The sequence below is a fragment of the Microbacterium sp. FG3 genome, from assembly GCF_057809335.1.
Map to the genome: position 1 here is coordinate 22,145 of NZ_JBMDJT010000018.1, position 18,004 is coordinate 40,148.

Consider the following 18,004-nt stretch of genomic DNA (forward strand, 5'->3'; position numbering starts at 1 on the left):
GGGTGACGCGATCCGCGCCCCCTCTCTCCGGCAGAGGGCTGCGCAGTGGAGCCGTCTCGCGGCGGAACGTTCCCGGACCGTGATATCGCGCCGGGTAGCCTTGAGCGGTGGACTCCCCCGATCCCGACTCCCCCGCCGCGTTCGATCCGAGCGACGACCTCGCGCTCGCCCTGCGCCTGGCGGACGCCGCCGATGCGCAGACGCTCGCGCGCTTCGACGCGGTCGACCTGGATGTGCGGCGCAAGGCGGATCGCACCCACGTGACCGAGGCCGATCTCGCCGCCGAGCGGGCGATCCGCGAGCTGCTGGCGGCCGAGCGGCCCGGCGACGGCATCTTCGGCGAGGAGTACGGCGAGGGCGACGCCGCCGCTCGCCGCTGGATCGTCGATCCCATCGACGGCACGGCCAACTACCTGCGCGGCGTCCCCGCCTGGGGCACCATGATCGCGCTCGAGGTCGACGGCGCCGTGCGCCTGGGCGTCGTGAGCATGCCCGCCATGGGGCGCCGCTGGTGGGCCGCCGAGGGAGCGGGCGCCTGGACGAGCGCGCCCGACGGCGCCCGCCGCATCGGCGTCTCGCGGGTCGACGCGCTCGAGGACGCCTCCATCAGCTTCCAGAGCCTCGCTCAGTGGCGCGACGCGGGCCGACTCGACGCGCTGCTCGCGCTGCAGTCGCGCGTCTGGCGCGATCGCGCCTACGGCGACGTCTGGTCGTACATGCTGCTGGCCGAGGGCCGGATCGAGTTCGTCGGCGAGTTCGACGTCAAGGAGTACGACATCGCCGCCGCCGCCGCGATCGTGCGCGAGGCGGGCGGCCGGTTCACCTCCTTCGAGGGCGACGAGACGATCGCCTCCGGGTCGGCGCTCGCCAGCAACGGCCTGCTGCACGACGCGATCCTGGGCGTGCTGCGGGGAGCGAGCACATGAGCCGCCGCCGAGCCGCGGCCGCACGCCGCGCCCTGCCCGTGCTCGTCGGCGTCGCGGCCGTCGCGATCGCGCTCGCGGGCTGCGCGCAGGACGCCCCGACCGCCCCCGCGCCGTCGACGCCGCCGCCGGCCACCGAGCAGCCGCAGGGCGCGGATCCGCAGGGCGACGAGCAGGGCGGGCAGCAGACGCCCGAGCCCGCTGCCGATCCGACGTGCGAGACGATCATCCCCGCCGAAGTCGTGGATCAGTTCGAGAGCGTGGGGTGGAGCGCCGAGCCGGAGGAGTTCCGGATCGGCGCGACCGTGGTGCCGGAGGGGATCCAGTGCGTGTGGGGCGACTACAGCGTCGCCACCGATCACGTGCAGATCTTCGGCTGGGCGCCCCTCGACGCCGAGACCGCGGCCACCCTGCAGGCCGAGCTGGAGACGCAGGGCTGGATCCGCGAGGAGCAGGACGGGGCCGTGTTCCTCACCGAGGACCCGGCCTACGCCATCGCCACGGACGACCAGGGCTACGGCATGACCTACGGCTTCGGCGACGGCTGGGTCACGCTCGCCGACACCAAGCAGAGCCTCGTGCTCGTCTCGTGGCCGCCCGCCTGAGGCGCACAACGACCGGCGCGACGGCCCGTGTCATGCCATCCTGAAGGCGATGCCTGACGCGATCGTGGTGGGGGCCGGCCCGAACGGGCTCGCGGCCGCGGTGACGCTCGCGCGCGCGGGCCTCGCGGTCGAGGTGCACGAGCGCGCCGACGCGGTGGGCGGCGCGGCCCGCACCCGCGAGGCCGACGGCTACCGGCACGACATGGGCGCCGCCGTGCACCCGATGGCGCTGGGCTCGCCGTTCTTCCGGGCGTTCGGGCTGGCCGAGCGCGTCGCGTTCGCGGTGCCGGACGTCTCGTACGCACACCCGCTGCCGGGTGGACGCACGGGAGCGGCCTTCCGCTCGCTCGATGCGACCGTCGACGCCCTCGGGAACGACGGCCGCGCGTGGCGTCGCACGCTCGGCCCGCTCGTGGACCGGATCGACGAGGTCTCGGAGGCCAGCGGCGGCGTGCTGCTGCCCCGCTTCGGCGCCCTGCGCGGTTTCGCCGCGCTCGGCGTGGCCGCCGCGCCCCACCTGCTCGGTCTGACGGGCACCCTCTTCCGCGGCGCGACCGCCCCTGCCCTGCTCGCCGGGGTCTTCGCGCACGGCGTCACGCCGATCCCCCGACTGGCGTCGGTCGGCGCCGGCCTCACACTCGCCGCGCACGCGCATGCGCGGGGGTGGCCGATCCCGCACGGCGGCTCGCAGGCGATCGCCGACGCGCTCGCCGCGGATCTGCTCGCGCACGGCGGCGTCATCCGCACGGGCTCGCCGGTCGACGACCTGCGCGACCTTCCGCCCGCCCGCGCGATCCTGCTCGACCTCGTGCCGCGCGACGTGCTGCGCGTCGCCGCGCCCCGGCTGCCCGCTCGCTATGGGCGCGCACTGCGCCGCTGGCGGCACGGCGCCGCCGCCTACAAGGTGGACTTCGCGCTGTCCGCCCCGATCCCGTGGCGCGACGACGCCGTGCGGCGGGCCGGCACCGTGCATCTGGGCGGGACGCTCCGCGAGATCGCGCGCGCCGAGGCCGCCGTGGCGGCCGGCCGCCTGCCCGAGCGGCCCTTCGTGCTGCTCTCCCAGCCCTCGCTGTTCGATGCAGGGCGCGCGCCCGCCGGCCACCACACGGCGTGGGCCTATGCCCACGTGCCGCATGGCTGGGACGGCGACGGGGCCGCCCTCATCGACCGCGCGATCGAGGAGCACGCGCCCGGCTTCCGCGACGTCGTCCTCGCGCGCACCGCCACCGGCCCCGGCGCCCTGGAGGCACTCGATCCGAACCTCGTCGGCGGCGACATCGGCGGCGGCGCCATGACGACGCTGCAGACGCTCGCGCGCCCCGTGGCCGGCTACGCCCCCTGGCGCACGCCCGTGCCGGGCCTGTACCTGTGCTCGTCGTCGACCGCCCCGGGCGGAGGGGTGCACGGCATGAGCGGCTGGAACGCCGCCCGCCTGGCCCTGCGCGACGTGTTCGACCTCCCCGCGCCCGATCTGGGCCCGCGACCGCAGGAAGGGTGAGACCGATGGAACTCGACGCTCCCCGCAAGCCCGGAGTGGCACGGATCGTGCTCGGCATCCTCGCGATCTGCCCCCTGTCCCCCGCGGTCGGCATCATGCCGTTCGTGATCTTCGTGTTCGGCGGTGGCGGCTGGGACGCGTTCGTGGCGCAGAACGGCGCCGCGCTGGTCGTCTTCCCGATCATCGGGGTGGCCGTGCTCGTCGCCGGCATCGTGATGATCGTGACCGGCGTGCGCAATCGCCGCGCCTGGGACCGTGCGCACCGGCCGGCCTGGCGGGCCTGAAACGACGAAGAGACCGCCCCGGAGGGCGGTCTCTTCGATGACACAGGTGCGATGCGGTCTGTGGAGCTGGGGGGAATCGAACCCCCGTCCAGCGCTGAGTCTCTGGGGCTTCTCCGGGCGCAGTCTGTGGAGGCGTTCTGCTCGGCTCCGACCTTCAGCACAGACACATAGGTCGACGAGCCCAGTCGAGGAAGAGTCCCGCGTGACGTCCCGACACCGTCACGCAGCAAGATCCCTAGATGACGCCAGAATCCGTGTCGGGATCACCCACGGTCTGACGGACTATCGGGCTCGCTTAGGCAGCGAGGGCGAAGTCAGTGCGCTTAGCGTTGGCACTTATTGTTTTTGCAGGGGGCGTTTACGAGATAACCCTGCATCCTCGGCCCGCTTCTCGCAGATTCACAAGCACTGTCGAAACCGATCAGCCCCGTGGATCCTTCTCGCGAAGGGAACCGCATATCGCACGCTGTGGAGTTGTCACCGCACCGAGGTGCGCTGCCGGCGCCTCTCGGCGCGTGTGCCCCGGCGAGCCGGGTCTCGGATACATCCGAGCATCACAGACTACAACGCATCGCGCCACCGCGCCATTCCGACGGATTCCGGATCGGGTCCCTGGACACCGGAGGGCGATCGCACGCCGGTGCGCGGGATCGCCGGGGCCCTGCGATACCCTCGGCCCAGCGGCACGCGACGAAGGGAGCCCGACGTGGGCGATGTCATCATCTCGGTGCGGGGCACGGCCCAGCGCCGGGTCACGCCGGAGCTCGCGGTGGTGAGCGTGCAGGTGCGCGCCGACGGGGCGGACCGCGCGACGGTCACCCGTCGGGTGGCGCAGTCCTCCGACGTCGTGCGCACTCGCCTGACCTCGCTGGAGGAGGGCGAGCGGCTCGTCCGCTGGTCGAGCGAGCGCGCGTACTTCTGGTCGAACCGACCGTGGAACAAGGACGGCAGGCAGCTTCCCCCCGTCCACCACGGCACGGTGGCGTTCCGCGCGACGTTCGACGACTTCGCCGAGCTCTCGGGCTGGATCGGCGAGCTCGCCGAGATGGACGAGATCCAGGTCGACGGGGTCAGCTGGCGGCTCGCCGACGACACGCGCTCGCGCGTCGAGCGGGAGACGGCGGCCGAGGCCGTGGGCGTCGCCCTCGAGCGGGCGAGGGCGTATGCCGACGCCCTCGGGTACGGCGAGGTGACCCCGGTCGAGATCGCCGACAACGACATGCTCTCGCGCGACGCGCCGCAGCCCTTCGCGAGCGCGATGATGGCGCGCGGCGCCGCGGCCGCTGCTCCCCCGCCGGTCGAGCTGGAGCCCGAGGACATCGTCGTCTCGGCCACCGTCGAGGGTCGATTCTCGGCGCGGTCATGAGCGGGATCGGCGGCGCCTCGCCGATCGCCGATCGGCTGGCGCGGATGATCCGCATCCCCACCGTCAGCGCGGATCACGCCGACCGCGGACGCTCCCGCTTCGAGGAGTTCGCGTCGCTGCTGGAGGAGCTCTACCCGCTCGCGCACACGCGCCTCGAGCGCGAGCGGATCGGCGAGCTCGGGCTGCTGTACCGGTGGCGCGGCGCGAGCGATCGCGATCCGCTCGTGCTCATGGCGCACGTCGACGTCGTTCCCGCCCGAGAGGGCGAGGGATGGAGCGTGCCGCCGTTCGAGGGCCGCGTCGCCGACGGACGGGTGTGGGGCCGCGGCGCGCTGGACGACAAGGGCCCGCTGCTCGTCGTCCTCGAGGCGGTCGAGCACCTGCTGGCGGCGGGCTTCTCCCCCGCCCGCGACGTCTATCTGTCGTTCGGCGGCGACGAGGAGGTCTTCGGCGGCGCGGCCGAGGAGATCGCGCGCACGCTGGCCGAGCGCGGCGTCGCCCCGTGGCTCGTGCTCGACGAGGGCGGCGCCGTCGTCGACGCGCCGCTGCCCTTCGTGCCGGGGCGAGCGGCCATGATCGGCCTCGGCGAGAAGGGCATCGTGACGCTGCGCCTGCGGGTGCGGGGCGACGGCGGGCACGCGTCGGCCCCGCGCGGCGACACCGCGATCTCGCGCCTGGCGCGCGCGGTCGAGCGCCTCGACGCGGCGACCTTCCCGCCCCGCGCGCCGGCGACCGTCGCGCGCATGCTCGGCGTGCTCGGCGCCCGCGCGACCGGTCCTGCCGGGCTCGGCGTGCGCCTGCTGGCCCGGTTCCCGCGCCTGGCCGGCCCGGTCCTCGCCCGCATGGGCGCCGAGCCGGCGGCGCTCGTGCGCACGACGATCGCCGCGACCAGGCAGTCCGGCGGCAGCGCCGACAACGTGCTGCCCGCCGAGGCGACCGCCACGTTCAACCTGCGCCTCGTTCCCGGCGACACGGTCGGCTCCGTCATCGGGCGCGTGCGCCGTCGGATCCGCGATCCCCGCGTGACGGTCGAGCTGGTGGACGGCAGCGACCCGTCGCCCGAGTCCCCCGCCGACGGTCCCGCCTTCGACGCGCTGCGCGCCGCCGCCGAAGCGGCGTTCCCCGACGCTCTCGTCGTGCCGTACCTCATGATGCAGGCCAGCGACGCCCGTCACTTCCACCGGCGCTGGCCGGCGGTGTACCGCTTCGCGCCGCTGGAGATGTCGGCGACCCAGCGGGCCTCGATCCACGGCCCCGACGAGCACGTCGAGATCGCCTCGCTCGAGCGCGGCCGCGACTTCCACGTCGCCCTCATCCGGGGGCTGTCGTGAGCGCCGCCCGCACGCGGCTGGGACCGCTCGTCGGCATCGTCGGCTTCCTCGCGTTCGTGGAGTTCACGAGCGGCATCATCCAGGGCTACTACACGCCCATGCTCACGGACATCGCGCGGCACCTGGGCGTGCACGACGCCGACGTGAACTGGCTCGAGGGCTCGCAGCTCATGCTCTCGGCGCTCGTGGTGCCCGCGTTCGCGAAGCTCGGCGACATGATCGGGCACAAGCGCATGCTGCTCATCTCGACGGCGCTGACCGCCGCCGCCTCGCTCGCGCTGCCGTTCACCGACGCGTTCGGCGTGTTCCTCGTCGCGTGGGCCCTGCAGGGCTTCTACGTGGTGTGGCTGCCGCTCGAGGTGGCGCTCATCTGGTCGCGGGCGCGAGCGGTCGTGGCGCGCACGGGCGAGGGATCCGCGTCCGTGCTCACGGCGCGGGCGGCCGGCATCCTCGTGACCGCGCTCGAGGGCGGCGCCATCGTCGGCGCGCTCGCGGGCGGCGCGCTCGTCGACGCGATCCCGCTGTGGATCGTGCTGCTCGTCCCCGCCGTCGCCGTCGTGGCGTGCTTCTTCGTCATCCTCTTCGGCGTCACGGAATCGCCGTACCCGGCCGGCGGGCGCTTCGACACCACCGGCCTCGTGCTCGTCTCGCTCGCCCTCCTCGCGATCACGGGCGGGCTGAGTCTGCTGCGGCTGGGCGGCGTGGGCGACGCCCTCGCCTGGGGCGTGCTGGCCGTCGGCGCCCTGCTGCTCGTGCCGTTCGCGCGGTGGGAGCTGCGCCAGGACGACCCGCTGATCGACGTGCGCATGTTCCGCGACCCCGCCCTGTGGCCGGTCTTCCTCACCGCCGGCCTGTTCGGGGTGAGCGTGCTCGGCGCCCAGGCGCCCCTGTCGACCTTCGCGCGGACCGATCCGGAGGTCTACGGCTACGGGCTCGGCACCGCCGGATTCACGACCTCGCTGCTGATCGGGTTCTACCTGATCGCCATGATCATGGGCGCGCTGACCTACCCGCTGGTCGCGCGCCTCATCACGCCGCGCACCGCCCTCGTGCTGGCGGCACTGTGCGTGGGCGTCGGCTTCCTGCTGTTCCTGCCCTCCCACGCCACGTACCTGCAGGTCACGGCCAACATGCTCCTGGTGGGCCTCGGCTCGGGCGCCCTCGTCGCGGCACTGCCCGCCGCGGCGGCGGCCGCCGCACCGCACACGCAGACCGGCGTCGCGACGGGACTGACCAATTCCGTCAAGACCGTCGGCGGCGCGGTGGCCTCGTGCGTCTTCGGCATCGCGCTGCTGAACGGAGCCACCGGCGCCGCCGGGGGCACGGCCGGTTCGTTCGCCGGCTATGTGACCGTGTGGCTCGTGTGCGGCGTGACCGCCCTCGCGGCGGCCGGCGCGCTGCTCCTCGTGCCCCGGCAGGCGTTCACCGACGCGCGGGCCGACGTCCCCGTCGCCTGAGCACCGACACCGGGTCGGAACGCCGAGGGCCCGGATCCGTGTGGATCCGGGCCCTCGTGCGAGGCTGCGTTGCGCGTCAGCGGGCGAAGTTGCCGCGGTAGTACTCGTACACCCAGCCGACGATCGAGACGGCCAGCAGCGCGACCGCGAACGGCAGCAGGAAGATGCCGACCGCGAGCGACAGCGCGCCGAGCGCCGCGGCGCCCGCGAGCATGATGGGCCACCACGACCACGGGCTGAACTCGCCCAGCTCGGTCTCGCCGTCGTCGATGTCGGCGTCGAGGCGGTCCTCCGGCAGCTCCACGCCCTTCTGGCCGCGGTGCACGAGCTGCACGTAGAAGGCGACGAGCGCCGACATGAACGCCGAGAACAGCAGCGCCGTGCCGCCCGTCCAGTCCACCGCCTGGTACCAGGGCAGGCCGCGCGGGTTGTCGAGCAGGTCCCAGATCGCGTAGACCGAGAACGCGAGGGCGAAGAAGGCTGTCAGCAGCCACCAGATGACGACGTTGGAGCGCATGGCCTTACTTCACCTCTCCGTCGGACAGATCCACCGTGGGCGCGTCGGGCGCGTCCTTCGCCGGGCCCACGCCCACCGGGACGGGCGCCTCGCCGTGGTTCAGGTCGAACGCGGGGCGCTCGCTGCGGATGCGCGGGATCGACGTGAAGTTGTGGCGCGGCGGCGGGCAGCTGGTGGCCCATTCGAGCGATCCGCCGTAGCCCCACGGGTCGTTGACCGTGACCTTCGGCGCCTTGCGGGCGGTGATCCACACGTTCAGGAAGAACGGGATGAGCGAGGCGCCCAGGATGACCGCACCGATGGTGGACAGCTGGTTCTGCCAGGTCCAGCCGTCGGCCTCCGAGTAGTCGGCGTAGCGGCGCACCATGCCGTCCACGCCCAGCCAGTGCTGGATGAGGAAGGTCATGTGGAAGCCGATGAACAGCATCCAGAAGTGCACGTAGCCGAGCCGCTCGTTCAGCATGCGACCCGTCCACTTCGGCCACCAGAAGTAGAACCCGGCGAACATCGCGAACACGACCGTGCCGAACACCACGTAGTGGAAGTGCGCCACCACGAAGTACGAGTCGGACAGCTGGAAGTCCAGCGGCGGCGACGACAGGATGACGCCGGTCAGACCGCCGAAGACGAACGACACGAGGAAGCCGAGCGCGAACACCATGGGCGTCTCGAACGTGATCGAGCCGCGCCACATCGTGCCGATCCAGTTGAAGATCTTCACGCCCGTCGGCACCGCGATGAGCATCGTCATGAGCGCGAAGAACGGCAGCAGCACCGCGCCCGTGACGTACATGTGGTGCGCCCAGACCGACACCGACAGCGCGGCGATCGCGATGGTCGCGTACACGAGCGTCTTGTAGCCGAAGATCGGTTTGCGGCTGAAGACCGGGAAGATCTCCGACACGATGCCGAAGAACGGCAGCGCGATGATGTACACCTCGGGGTGGCCGAAGAACCAGAACAGGTGCTGCCACAGCAGCACGCCGCCGTTGGCCGGGTCGTAGATGTGCGCGCCGAGGACGCGGTCGGCGGCGGCCGCGAGGATCGCGGCGGCGAGCACGGGGAACGCGATGAGGATGAGCAGGCTCGTGATGAGCGTGTTCCACGTGAAGATCGGCATGCGCCACATCGTCATGCCGGGCGCACGCATCGTGATGATCGTCGTGATGAAATTCACCGCGCCGAAGATGGTTCCGAAGCCCGAGATGCCGAGGCCCAGCATCCACATGTTGCCGCCGAACCCTGGTGTGAACGACGCATTGGCGAGCGGCTGATACGCGAACCAGCCGAACGACGCGGCGCCCTGCGGGGTGAGGAAGCCGGCCACGGCGATGAGCGAGCCGAACGCGAACAGCCAGAAGGCGAAGGCGTTCAGGCGCGGGAACGCCACGTCGGGCGCGCCGATCTGCAGCGGCAGGATGACGTTGGCGAAGCCCGCGAACAGCGGCGTCGCGAACATCAGCAGCATCACGGTGCCGTGCATCGTGAACAGCTGGTTGTACTGCTCCTTGGTCGGGATGATCTGCATGCCCGGCGCGAACAGCTCGGCGCGGATCAGCAGTGCCATGACGCCGCCGAGGCAGAAGAACAGCATCGACGCGATGAGGTACATGTACCCGATCGTCTTGTGGTCGGTGGAGGTGATCCACTTGACCACGATGTTGCCCTTCTGCTCGACGCGGGATCCGCTGAGCAGGGCGGCCTGTCGGGCCGGCAGGACGGGAGTCTGCTCCTGAAGGGTGCTCGTCGCCATGGTGCTCAGTGGCTCTCTTCCTCGTCGTCGCTCTGCGCGCCGGTGCCCGGCGCGTTGCCCAGGCGGTCGTACGCCTCGTTGATGTCGCCGGTCTGGCCCTTGGCCTCGAGCTCGTCGAGGTACGCCTCGTACTCGGCCTCGCTCACGACCTCGACGTTGAACAGCATCATCGAGTGGTACTCGCCGCACAGCTCGGCGCACTTGCCGGCGTACGTGCCCTCGCGGGTGGGAATGAAGGACCACGAGTTGTCGTGGCCGATGTACATGTCCTTCTTGTACAGGAAGTCGATGATCCAGAACGAGTGGATGACATCACGCGACTCGAGGTCGATCGTCACCTTCTTGTCGACCGGCAGCACGAGCGTCGGCAGCTGCTCCTGATCGATGTTGCCGTTCGCGTCGGGCTGCGCCTGGATGCCCATCGTCCACACGGCGTCGGAGTTGTCCTCCTCGTCGCCGTCGTACTGGAAGTCCCACGCCCACTGCTTGGCGATCGCGGTGATCTCCACGTCGACCTCGTCCTCGGCCCAGGGCGTCTCGACCTTGGTCTGCTCGCGCGCCGTGAAGGCGAACAGGCCGAGCACCAGGATGAGCGGCACCGTCGTGAAGAAGATCTCGATCGGCATGTTGTACCGCAGCTGCACCGGCAGGCCCGTCTGGCCCTTGCGTCGGCGGTAGACGATCATCGCCCAGAGCATGAGGCCCCAGGTGATGAGGCCCACGACGAGCGCGGCGATCCACGACCCGACCCAGAGCGAGGCGATTCCCTCGGTCTGGTTGGTGGTGGCAGGCCCGTCCTCCACGAAGCCGGGGAGGTAGCCGTGCAGCTCCGTGGGCGAGCACGCGGCGAGCGTGGCGACGGTGGCTGCGGCGACGGGGATCGCTGCCCAGCGGATGCGGCGTTTCGAGGGCACGAATTCACCTTTCGAACGTGGATGGGGCACCTGCCAGTCTAGGGCAAGCGCACACGGGATTCCGGCCACACTCCCAGCGGGGCGCCCTCGCGCGTGGCGTGCTGCGGGTACGCCGAACGGCCCCGCAGCGGTGGTGGCGGGGCCGTTCGCAGGGCGGATCAGTGGAAGCTGTCGCCGCAGGCGCAGGAGCCCGAGGCGTTGGGGTTGTCGATCGTGAACCCCTGCTCCGAGATCGTGTCCTTGAAGTCGATCTTCGCGCCGTCGAGGTACGGCACCGACATGTTGTCGACGATCACCTCGACGCCGTCGAAGTCGACGGTCTCGTCGCCCTCGAGGTAGCGCTCGTCGAAGTAGAGCTGGTAGATGAGGCCGGAGCAGCCGCCGGGCTGCACGGCGACGCGCAGGCGCAGGTCGTCGCGGCCCTCCTGCTCGAGCAGGCTCTTCACCTTGGCGGCGGCCGCCTCGGTGAGGCCCACGCCGTGGGCGGGGGCGGCGGTGTCGGCGGTCAGGGTCGTGTCGGTCATGACGCTCTCCTCCTATCGGGCCCCGCCGACGGACGGCACGGGGCGAGCTTGTTCGATTCTAACCGCGGCGGCGGCGGATGGCGCCGCGCGGCCGCCGTCTTGCTCGGCGGCTCAGGCCTCGCGGGCGTTCATGCGCCCGAGCAGCAGCGTCTCGCTGATCACGGCGTGTCGGAACGTGTCGAGGTGCAGCGACTCGTTCGGGCTGTGCGCGCGCGAGTGCGGGTCCTCCACGCCCGTCACGAGGATCTGCGCGCCCGGGTAGCGCTGCACGAGATCGGCGATGAACGGGATCGATCCGCCCACGCCGTAGTCCACGGGATCCTTGCCGTAGCCGTCGCGCATCGCGTCGCGCGCCGCCTGCACGGCCCATCCGCTCGTGTCGACGAGGAAGCCGTCGCCGCAGTCGACCTCGCCGAAGGTGAGCTGCGCGCCGAAGGCGTTGTGCGCCTCGAGGTGCGCCTTGATGGCCTCGTAGGCGGCCCGCGCGTCCTGTCCCGGCGCCACGCGGGCGCTCACGACCACGGTCACCTCGGGCGAGAGCGTGTTCGACGCGGCGGCGACGCTCGTGTGGTCGATGCCGGTGACCGTGATCGACGGCTTGTTCCAGATGCGCGACAGGATCGTGCCGTCGCCGATCGGGCGCACGCCCTCGAGCAGCCCCGTCTCCTCGCGCAACGTGTCCTCGCCGTACTCGGGTGTCTCGGCATCGCGCGCCGTGAGGCCCTCGACCGCCACCGCGCCGTTCTCGTCCCACAGGGAGGAGAGCATCTTGATGGTCGCGAGCATCGCGTCGGGCACCGCTCCCCCGAACATGCCCGAGTGCGAGGCGTGATCGAGCGTGCGCACCGTGAGGTGGAACTTCGCGTTGCCGCGCAGCGACACCGTGACGGCCGGCGTCTCGGAGTCCCAGTTGCCGGAGTCGGCGACGACGATGACGTCCGAGCGCATCGCCTCGGCGTTGTCCTCGAGGAACTGCGTGAACGAGCGCGAGCCGAACTCCTCCTCGCCCTCGATGTAGAGGACGATCCCGAGGTCGAGGTCGTCGCCGTAGGTCTCGCGCAGGGCGCGCAGCGAGGCGATGTGCGCCATCACCCCGGCCTTGTCGTCGGCGGCGCCGCGCCCGTAGAGGCGGCCGTCGCGCACGGTCGGCTCGAACGGCGGCGTCTCCCAGAGCGCGTCGTCTCCCGGGGGCTGCACGTCGTGGTGGGCGTAGAGCATGACGGTCGGGCGGCCGTTGCGGGCCGCGCGCGTGGCGAGCACACCGGGCTGGCCCACCTCGTCCGTGCCGGGGATGGCCGCGCGGTGGATGCGCACCTCGTCGAAGACGCCGGTCTCGCGCGCGAGCCGGGCGATCTCGTCGGCGCTGCGCACGAGCTGATCCTGATCGAAGGCGGGCCACGCGATGCCGGGGATGCGCACGAGGCGCCCGAGGTCGGCGAGCGCCGCGGGGATCCCTCCTTCCGCCGATTCGACGAGCTGCTGGTCCGGGGTGGGCGTGGAGGTCATGCGGGTATCCTAGATCGGCATGCCGTGCCCCTCCGCGCGCGGCCCCCGAACGATCCGAGGTGCTCCCCGTGGCCAACACCCCCGCGTCCGCCGGCGACGACGCGTCGATGACGACCGTCGGCAAGGGCCGTCCCACCCCGTCCCGCGCCGAGCGCGAGGCCGCCAACCGCCGCCCGCTCGTCGCCAACACGAAGGAGGCGCGCAAGCGCGCCCGCGCCGAGCTGCGCGAGCGCCAGGACCGCGCCCGCGTCGGCATGGCCAACGGCGAGGAGCGCTACCTGCAGCCCCGCGACAAGGGCCCGCAGCGCCGCTGGGTGCGCGACTACACCGACGCCGGCTGGCACCTCGGCGAGCTGCTCATGCCGGCCCTCATCATCGTGCTGATCGTCACGATGTTCCTGCCGATCCAGTTCCAGTACTACGGCATGATCGGCCTCTGGGTGTTCGTGCTCTTCACGGTCGGCGACATGGTGATCCTCTCGAACACCGTCAAGAAGAAGGCCGCCGAGAAGTTCGGCAAGGACCGGCGCGAGAAGGGCCTCGGCTGGTACGCCGCGATGCGCTCCGTGCAGATGCGCTGGATGCGCCTGCCGAAGCCGCAGGTGAAGCGCGGCGAGTACCCGGCCTGAGTCATCCGTGTCACGTGTCTCGCACGCTGCGGGCACGCCTGACGGCGCGCCCTGGCGGGCTCGGGAGGGCGCTCCGCGCCATCCGGCGTGACGGCGGGCGCACTCGCGCCCGCACGCTCCGGGGCCGCTTCGCGGCGCCGTCGCAGGGCTCGGTGCATGTCCGCAAGTCTGTGCTGAGTCCGGGCGGACGCACGCGCGGACTTGGCACAGACTTGCGGACTTAAGGGCGGGCGAGGGCGCGGTTGATCTCGCGGGCCCAGAGCGGGCCGCGGTAGAGGAACGCCGTGTAGCCCTGCGTGAGGGTCGCGCCCGCGGCCAGGCGCTCGCGCACGTCCTCGGCGGTCTCGATGCCGCCGACCGAGACGACGCAGAACGCCGGATCGGGTGCCGCGGCCCGGATGAGGCGCAGCACCTCGAGCGCGCGCGCCTTGAGGGGCGCGCCCGAGAGCCCGCCGGCACCGGCGGCCTCGACGACGCCCGCGTCGGTGAGCAGTCCCTCGCGCGCGATCGTCGTGTTCGTCGCGATGATGCCCGCCAGGCCCAGATCCACCGCGAGTCGGGTCACGGCCGTGACCTCGTCGTCCGGGAGGTCGGGCGCGATCTTGACGAGCAGCGGGGTCCGGCCCGCGGCCGCCTTGACGGCCTGGAGCAGGGGGCGCAGCGTCTCGACGGCCTGCAGCCCGCGCAGGCCCGGGGTGTTGGGCGAGGAGACGTTCACCGCGAGGTAGTCGGCGAGCGGCGCGAGCATCGTCGCGCTGGCGACGTAGTCCGCCGTCGCGTGCTCGACGTCGACGACGCGGCTCTTGCCGATGTTGGCCCCGACGACCGCTCGCCCGCGGCGCAGTCGCGCAAGGCGCCGGGCGGCGGCCCGGGCGCCCCGGTTGTTGAAGCCCATGCGGTTCACGACGGCGCGGTCGGGAACGAGGCGGAACAGACGCGGGCGGGGGTTGCCGTCCTGCGGGATCGCGGTGACCGTGCCGATCTCGACGTGGCCGAAGCCGAGGGCATCGAGGCCGCGCACGCCGACCGCGTTCTTGTCGAACCCGGCGGCGACGCCGAACGGCGACGGGAACCGCACGCCGAGCGCGTCGACGGCCAGGGACGGATCGGGCCGGGTGAAGGAGCGCACGATCGGCGCGAGCGGGCGGGAGCCGAGCACGCGGATCACGGCCATGGCCAGGTGGTGGGCCGTCTCGGGGTCGAGGCGCGACAGGAACGCGCGGAACAGCAGCGGGTACACGCGTCAGGCCCCCGCGCCCTGGTCGGCCCCGCCCGCGGTGTGCGCGCCGACTCCGGCGTGATCGGCGCGCAGGTCGGCGATGGCCGCCTCGAAGTCCTCGAGCGATTCGAACGCCTGGTAGACGCTCGCGTACCGCAGGTAGGCGACCTCGTCGAGCTCGCGGAGCGGGCCGAGCGTGGCCAGGCCGATCTCGTTCGCGTCGATCTGGCTCAGGCCCGTCTGCCGCACGGCCTCCTCCACCTTCTGGGCGAGCACGGCCAGATCGGCGTCCGTCACGGGACGCCCCTGGCACGCCTTGCGCACGCCCGCCATCACCTTGTCGCGGCTGAACGGCTCGACCGCGCCGGAGCGCTTGATGACGTTGAGCGACGCGGTCTCGATCGTCGAGAAGCGCTTGCCGCACTGCGGGCACTGGCGCCGACGGCGGATGGAGAGGCCGTCATCGCTCGTGCGGGAGTCGATGACGCGGGAGTCGGCGTGGCGGCAGAAGGGACAGTGCATAGCCGGGCCAGCTTACGCGGCGGAGCCTGCGACGTCGCCGGACGCGAAGCGCGCCACGACGGCGTCGCCGTGGCCGGGAAGCGCCTCGGACGCCGCGAGCGCGACGATGCGGTCGCTCACCTCGGCGAGGGCGTCGCGGTCGTACTCGATGACCTGCTGCGGACGCAGGAACGTCTGCGCGCCCAGGCCCGCCGCGTAGCGGGCCTGGCCGCCCGTCGGCAGCACGTGATTCGATCCCGCGAGGTAGTCGCCGAGGCTCACCGGCGCATAGGGGCCGAGGAACAGCGCGCCCGCGCTCGTGTAGCGCGACGCCGCCTCGGCGGCGTCGGCGAGGTGCAGCTCGAGGTGCTCCGGCGCGTACGCGTTGCTGAACGCCTCGGCCGCGGCCGCATCGTCGACGAGCACGATGGCCGACTGCTCCCCCGCCAGCGCGGCGGCGACCCGCTCGCGGTGCCGGGTGGCCGCGGCGACCTGCTCCACCGCCGCATCGACGGCGCGCGCGAGGTCCGCGGACGCGGTCACGAGCACCGCCGAGGCCTGCTCGTCGTGCTCGGCCTGGCTCACGAGGTCGTACGCGATCAGGCGCGCGTCGGCCGTGTCGTCGGCGACGATGAGGATCTCGGTGGCACCGGCCTCGGAGTCGACTCCCACGACGCCGGCGACGGCACGCTTGGCCGCCGCGACGAAGTTGTTGCCGGGACCGGTGACGGTGTCGACGGGCTCGAGGCCGAGCGTCGCGACGCCGTGCGCGAGCGCGCCGATCGCCCCGGCGCCGCCCATCGCGTAGACCTCGGTGACGCCGAGCAGGCCGGCCGCGGCGAGGATCGTCGGGTGCACGCGACCCTCGGCGTCGGCCTGCGGCGGCGAGGCGAGCGCGATGCTGCGCACGCCCGCGACCTGCGCGGGCACGACGTTCATGACCACGCTGGACGGGTACACGGCCTTGCCGCCCGGCACGTACACGCCGACGCGCCCGACGGGCTGCCAGCGCTGTGTGACGCGCGCGCCGGGCGCGAGCTCGGTGACGCGCGTGGGCGGGATCTGCGCGGCCGAGGCCTCGCGCACGCGGCGGATCGACTCCTCGAGCGCGGCGTGGACCTCGGGGTCGAGCCCGGCGACGGCGTCGGCGATGTGCTCGGCCGGCACCCGCACCGCGTGGCCCGTCACGCCGTCGAAGCGCTCGGCCTGCTCGCGCAGCGACTGCTCGCCCCGCGCGCGGACGTCCTCGACGATCTCGGCGGCCGCCTGCAGCGCCGCCGCCCGCGCCGCGGTGGCGCGCGGGACGGCGGCGAGCAGATCGGCCGTGTTCAGGCGACGGCCGCGCAGATCGATCGTGCGCATCAGGTGGTGCTCCTCGCGGGTCAGCCGCGCGTGACGCCGCTGGTGTCGAGCAGGTAGCCGACGCGTCCGTCGTCGTGGCGCACCACGAAGACGTCGCCGCGCTCCTCGAGTACGAGCGCCCATGCGGTCGGGCCGATGCGGAACAGCGGCGTGCCGTTCTCGTCCACGACGTCGCGCTCCACCGGCGCGAGCGCCCAGAACGGCTGGTTGTTCGTGACGGGCAGCGATGCGGGACTGCCCTGCGCGTGCCCATCGGCCGGCGCCTGCTCGCCCGCCTCCGGGGCCGGCGCGGGCTCCTCGGTGGCGGCCACGGAGGCCACGGCCTGCGCCGTCTCATCGGAAGCGCTCTCGCCGTTGCCTCGGATCACGGTCTCGGCGTCCAGCGGGTCCACCGGCTCGCTCGCGGGCTCGCCGCTCGTGCGGCGGTACGACGGCGCCTCGTCCTCGGCCGGCGCGAGCCCGAGGCTCGCCTCGATGTCGGATCCAGCGTGAGCGCGCGCGGAACGAGCGGCATCGGCGTCGGCCGGCGCCTCCGTCACCTCGTCGATCTCGGGCTGCGAGGCCGTCGGGGCGACGTACGGGTTGCCGCCGTGCGGCGCGCCCGGCGCGGGCTGACCCTGCTCGTGCGCCTGCGGCGGCGTGCCCTGCTGCGGCGGGTAGGGCTGCTGAGCATAGGGCTGGGGCGCGCCGGAGGGCTGCCCGTACTGCTGGCCCTGCTGGTCCTGGCCGGGCTGCCCATAGGGCTGCTGGCCGAACTGCGGGCCGTGGGGCTGCGGGGGCTGCTGCTCCTGGCCGGGCTGCCCGTAGGGCTGCTGACCATAGGGCTGCTGACCGAACTGCTGGTCCTGGCCCGGCTGGCCATAGGGCTGCGGGGCATACGGCTGACCCTGGGGCGGGTACTGGCCGTGGGGCTGCTGGCCATAGGGGTAGGCGCCGGGCTGCTGCTGCCCGTACGGGTAGCCGCCCTGCTGCTGCCCGGGGGCGCCGTAGCCGGGCCACGCGCCCTGCTGCCCCTGCTCCGGCTTGGGCGCGCGCGGCTTCTGCACGACGGGGCGCGCGGGACGCGCGGCGCGCGGGGCGGGCACCTCCTCGCGACCGTCGAAGTCGGCGCGGAACGGCGGCACGAGCGGGGCGAGCACGGTGAAGAACACGCCGACGAGCGCGACGAACGCCGAGACCCAGGCGGCCCAGCCGGCCGACAGCACGGCCTCGCCCGGCCCGAAGAACGACATCAGCTCTCCGAGCTGGGCGCCGAGCACGCTGATGAACAGCAGCGAGTGCCACGCGACGATCGCGTACGAGACGAACGCGACGGAGGCGAACTGGTCCACCGAGAGCGATCCGAGGCGGAGCTTCACGCCGGGCGCGAGGCGGCGCACGACCAGCAGCGCGGTCGCGGCGATCAGCGCCAGCAGCGCCGCGATCTGCACGAGCCCCTGGCCCCACATGGGCGCGTAGTCGCCGTCGATGACGCTGAAGAACGACAGGATCAGCAGGACGAGACCCGTCCCGATGACGATCCATTCGCGCAGCGTGAACTTCCACAGGCCGGGCACGCCGCCTGCGGCGACCTCACTGTTCTCGGACACGGGTCTCCCTCTGATCGTCGAGCGTT

General features: G+C 72.7%; 17 protein-coding genes and 1 other RNA gene. 8 read left to right on the plus strand and 10 right to left on the minus strand.

Annotated features, from left to right (window positions below; translation table 11 throughout):
• The first annotated feature begins 107 nt into the window (after nt 1-107).
• Genes ACODR5_RS07855 through ACODR5_RS07870 form a run of 4 tightly spaced genes read left to right on the plus strand, consistent with a single transcriptional unit; the run spans nt 108 to nt 3,310 of the window.
• On the plus strand, nt 108-926 hold the full coding sequence (locus tag ACODR5_RS07855) for an inositol monophosphatase family protein (protein WP_449854517.1): 819 nt from the start codon (nt 108-110) through the stop codon (nt 924-926).
• Nucleotides 923-1,528 carry a hypothetical protein gene (locus ACODR5_RS07860; RefSeq protein ID WP_449854518.1) on the plus strand — a complete coding sequence of 202 codons (606 nt, stop codon included), beginning with the start codon at nt 923-925 and terminating at the stop codon, nt 1,526-1,528. Before ACODR5_RS07855 ends, ACODR5_RS07860 begins: the two co-directional genes overlap by 4 nt.
• Before the next feature lie 49 nt (nt 1,529-1,577).
• Complete coding sequence (locus ACODR5_RS07865; protein WP_449854530.1) at nt 1,578-3,026, plus strand: phytoene desaturase family protein; 1,449 nt, start codon at nt 1,578-1,580, stop codon at nt 3,024-3,026.
• Nucleotides 3,027-3,031: 5 nt separating this feature from the next.
• Nucleotides 3,032-3,310 carry a hypothetical protein gene (locus tag ACODR5_RS07870; protein ID WP_449854531.1) on the plus strand — a complete coding sequence of 93 codons (279 nt, stop codon included), beginning with the start codon at nt 3,032-3,034 and terminating at the stop codon, nt 3,308-3,310.
• A 58-nt stretch (nt 3,311-3,368) separates the two neighbouring features.
• On the opposite strand, the gene ssrA is transcribed toward ACODR5_RS07870, so the two are convergent.
• Nucleotides 3,369-3,739, minus strand: a transfer-messenger RNA (tmRNA) gene (gene ssrA / locus ACODR5_RS07875).
• A 277-nt stretch (nt 3,740-4,016) separates the two neighbouring features.
• Between ssrA and ACODR5_RS07880 the strand changes: the two genes are divergently transcribed.
• From ACODR5_RS07880 to ACODR5_RS07890, 3 genes are read left to right on the plus strand one after another with little or no spacing between them, the layout of a single operon-like run.
• The gene (locus ACODR5_RS07880; RefSeq protein ID WP_449854532.1) at nt 4,017-4,676 is read left to right on the plus strand and encodes an SIMPL domain-containing protein; all 660 of its coding nucleotides are present in this window, start codon (nt 4,017-4,019) and stop codon (nt 4,674-4,676) included.
• The gene (locus tag ACODR5_RS07885; RefSeq protein ID WP_449854533.1) at nt 4,673-6,007 is read left to right on the plus strand and encodes a M20/M25/M40 family metallo-hydrolase; all 1,335 of its coding nucleotides are present in this window, start codon (nt 4,673-4,675) and stop codon (nt 6,005-6,007) included. The genes ACODR5_RS07880 and ACODR5_RS07885 overlap by 4 nt, the downstream gene beginning before the upstream one ends.
• Nucleotides 6,004-7,464: an MFS transporter gene (locus tag ACODR5_RS07890; protein ID WP_460816575.1), complete on the plus strand. Its 1,461-nt coding sequence runs from the start codon at nt 6,004-6,006 to the stop codon at nt 7,462-7,464. The genes ACODR5_RS07885 and ACODR5_RS07890 overlap by 4 nt, the downstream gene beginning before the upstream one ends.
• A 76-nt stretch (nt 7,465-7,540) precedes the next feature.
• Here the strand turns inward: ACODR5_RS07890 and ctaF are convergent, their stop codons facing one another.
• The 5 genes from ctaF to ACODR5_RS07915 all read right to left on the minus strand — a co-directional run bounded on the left by ctaF (nt 7,541) and on the right by ACODR5_RS07915 (nt 12,678).
• Complete coding sequence (ctaF, locus tag ACODR5_RS07895; RefSeq protein ID WP_449854535.1) at nt 7,541-7,981, minus strand: aa3-type cytochrome oxidase subunit IV; 441 nt, start codon at nt 7,979-7,981, stop codon at nt 7,541-7,543.
• A 4-nt stretch (nt 7,982-7,985) separates the two neighbouring features.
• Nucleotides 7,986-9,734 (minus strand): aa3-type cytochrome oxidase subunit I, encoded by a 1,749-nt coding sequence (gene ctaD, locus ACODR5_RS07900; RefSeq protein WP_460816577.1) that lies wholly within the window; start codon nt 9,732-9,734, stop codon nt 7,986-7,988.
• A 5-nt stretch (nt 9,735-9,739) separates the two neighbouring features.
• On the minus strand, nt 9,740-10,648 hold the full coding sequence (gene ctaC / locus ACODR5_RS07905; RefSeq protein ID WP_449854537.1) for an aa3-type cytochrome oxidase subunit II: 909 nt from the start codon (nt 10,646-10,648) through the stop codon (nt 9,740-9,742).
• Between the two features lie 158 nt (nt 10,649-10,806).
• Nucleotides 10,807-11,172, minus strand: coding sequence for an iron-sulfur cluster insertion protein ErpA (gene erpA / locus ACODR5_RS07910; protein ID WP_449854538.1), 366 nt, complete (start codon nt 11,170-11,172; stop codon nt 10,807-10,809).
• A gap of 111 nt (nt 11,173-11,283) precedes the next feature.
• Nucleotides 11,284-12,678 (minus strand): dipeptidase, encoded by a 1,395-nt coding sequence (locus ACODR5_RS07915; protein WP_449854539.1) that lies wholly within the window; start codon nt 12,676-12,678, stop codon nt 11,284-11,286.
• Nucleotides 12,679-12,746: 68 nt separating this feature from the next.
• Here ACODR5_RS07915 and ACODR5_RS07920 point away from each other — a divergent pair, with 68 nt between their 5' ends.
• Nucleotides 12,747-13,307: a DUF3043 domain-containing protein gene (locus ACODR5_RS07920; RefSeq protein WP_460816578.1), complete on the plus strand. Its 561-nt coding sequence runs from the start codon at nt 12,747-12,749 to the stop codon at nt 13,305-13,307.
• Nucleotides 13,308-13,527: 220 nt separating this feature from the next.
• Here the strand turns inward: ACODR5_RS07920 and ACODR5_RS07925 are convergent, their stop codons facing one another.
• From ACODR5_RS07925 to ACODR5_RS07940, 4 genes are read right to left on the minus strand one after another with little or no spacing between them, the layout of a single operon-like run.
• Nucleotides 13,528-14,547: a quinone-dependent dihydroorotate dehydrogenase gene (locus ACODR5_RS07925; protein WP_488983251.1), complete on the minus strand. Its 1,020-nt coding sequence runs from the start codon at nt 14,545-14,547 to the stop codon at nt 13,528-13,530.
• A 3-nt stretch (nt 14,548-14,550) separates the two neighbouring features.
• Nucleotides 14,551-15,048, minus strand: coding sequence for a transcriptional regulator NrdR (gene nrdR / locus ACODR5_RS07930; protein ID WP_449854542.1), 498 nt, complete (start codon nt 15,046-15,048; stop codon nt 14,551-14,553).
• A 12-nt stretch (nt 15,049-15,060) separates the two neighbouring features.
• Nucleotides 15,061-16,389 carry a histidinol dehydrogenase gene (gene hisD, locus ACODR5_RS07935; RefSeq protein WP_488983252.1) on the minus strand — a complete coding sequence of 443 codons (1,329 nt, stop codon included), beginning with the start codon at nt 16,387-16,389 and terminating at the stop codon, nt 15,061-15,063.
• Nucleotides 16,390-16,409: 20 nt separating this feature from the next.
• Nucleotides 16,410-17,978, minus strand: a complete 1,569-nt coding sequence (locus ACODR5_RS07940; protein ID WP_488983253.1) for a hypothetical protein — start codon at nt 17,976-17,978, stop codon at nt 16,410-16,412.
• Between the last annotated feature and the right edge of the window lie 26 nt (nt 17,979-18,004).

Coding starts and splice junctions, on each gene's coding strand:
- hisD (WP_488983252.1), bottom strand. CDS start 16,389: ATGCGCACGATCGATCTGCGCGGCCGTCGCCTGAACACGGCCGATCTG.
- ctaD (WP_460816577.1), bottom strand. CDS start 9,734: ATGGCGACGAGCACCCTTCAGGAGCAGACTCCCGTCCTGCCGGCCCGA.
- ACODR5_RS07860 (WP_449854518.1), top strand. CDS start 923: ATGAGCCGCCGCCGAGCCGCGGCCGCACGCCGCGCCCTGCCCGTGCTC.
- erpA (WP_449854538.1), bottom strand. CDS start 11,172: ATGACCGACACGACCCTGACCGCCGACACCGCCGCCCCCGCCCACGGC.
- ACODR5_RS07865 (WP_449854530.1), top strand. CDS start 1,578: ATGCCTGACGCGATCGTGGTGGGGGCCGGCCCGAACGGGCTCGCGGCC.
- ACODR5_RS07870 (WP_449854531.1), top strand. CDS start 3,032: ATGGAACTCGACGCTCCCCGCAAGCCCGGAGTGGCACGGATCGTGCTC.
- ACODR5_RS07885 (WP_449854533.1), top strand. CDS start 4,673: ATGAGCGGGATCGGCGGCGCCTCGCCGATCGCCGATCGGCTGGCGCGG.
- ACODR5_RS07915 (WP_449854539.1), bottom strand. CDS start 12,678: ATGACCTCCACGCCCACCCCGGACCAGCAGCTCGTCGAATCGGCGGAA.
- ctaF (WP_449854535.1), bottom strand. CDS start 7,981: ATGCGCTCCAACGTCGTCATCTGGTGGCTGCTGACAGCCTTCTTCGCC.
- nrdR (WP_449854542.1), bottom strand. CDS start 15,048: ATGCACTGTCCCTTCTGCCGCCACGCCGACTCCCGCGTCATCGACTCC.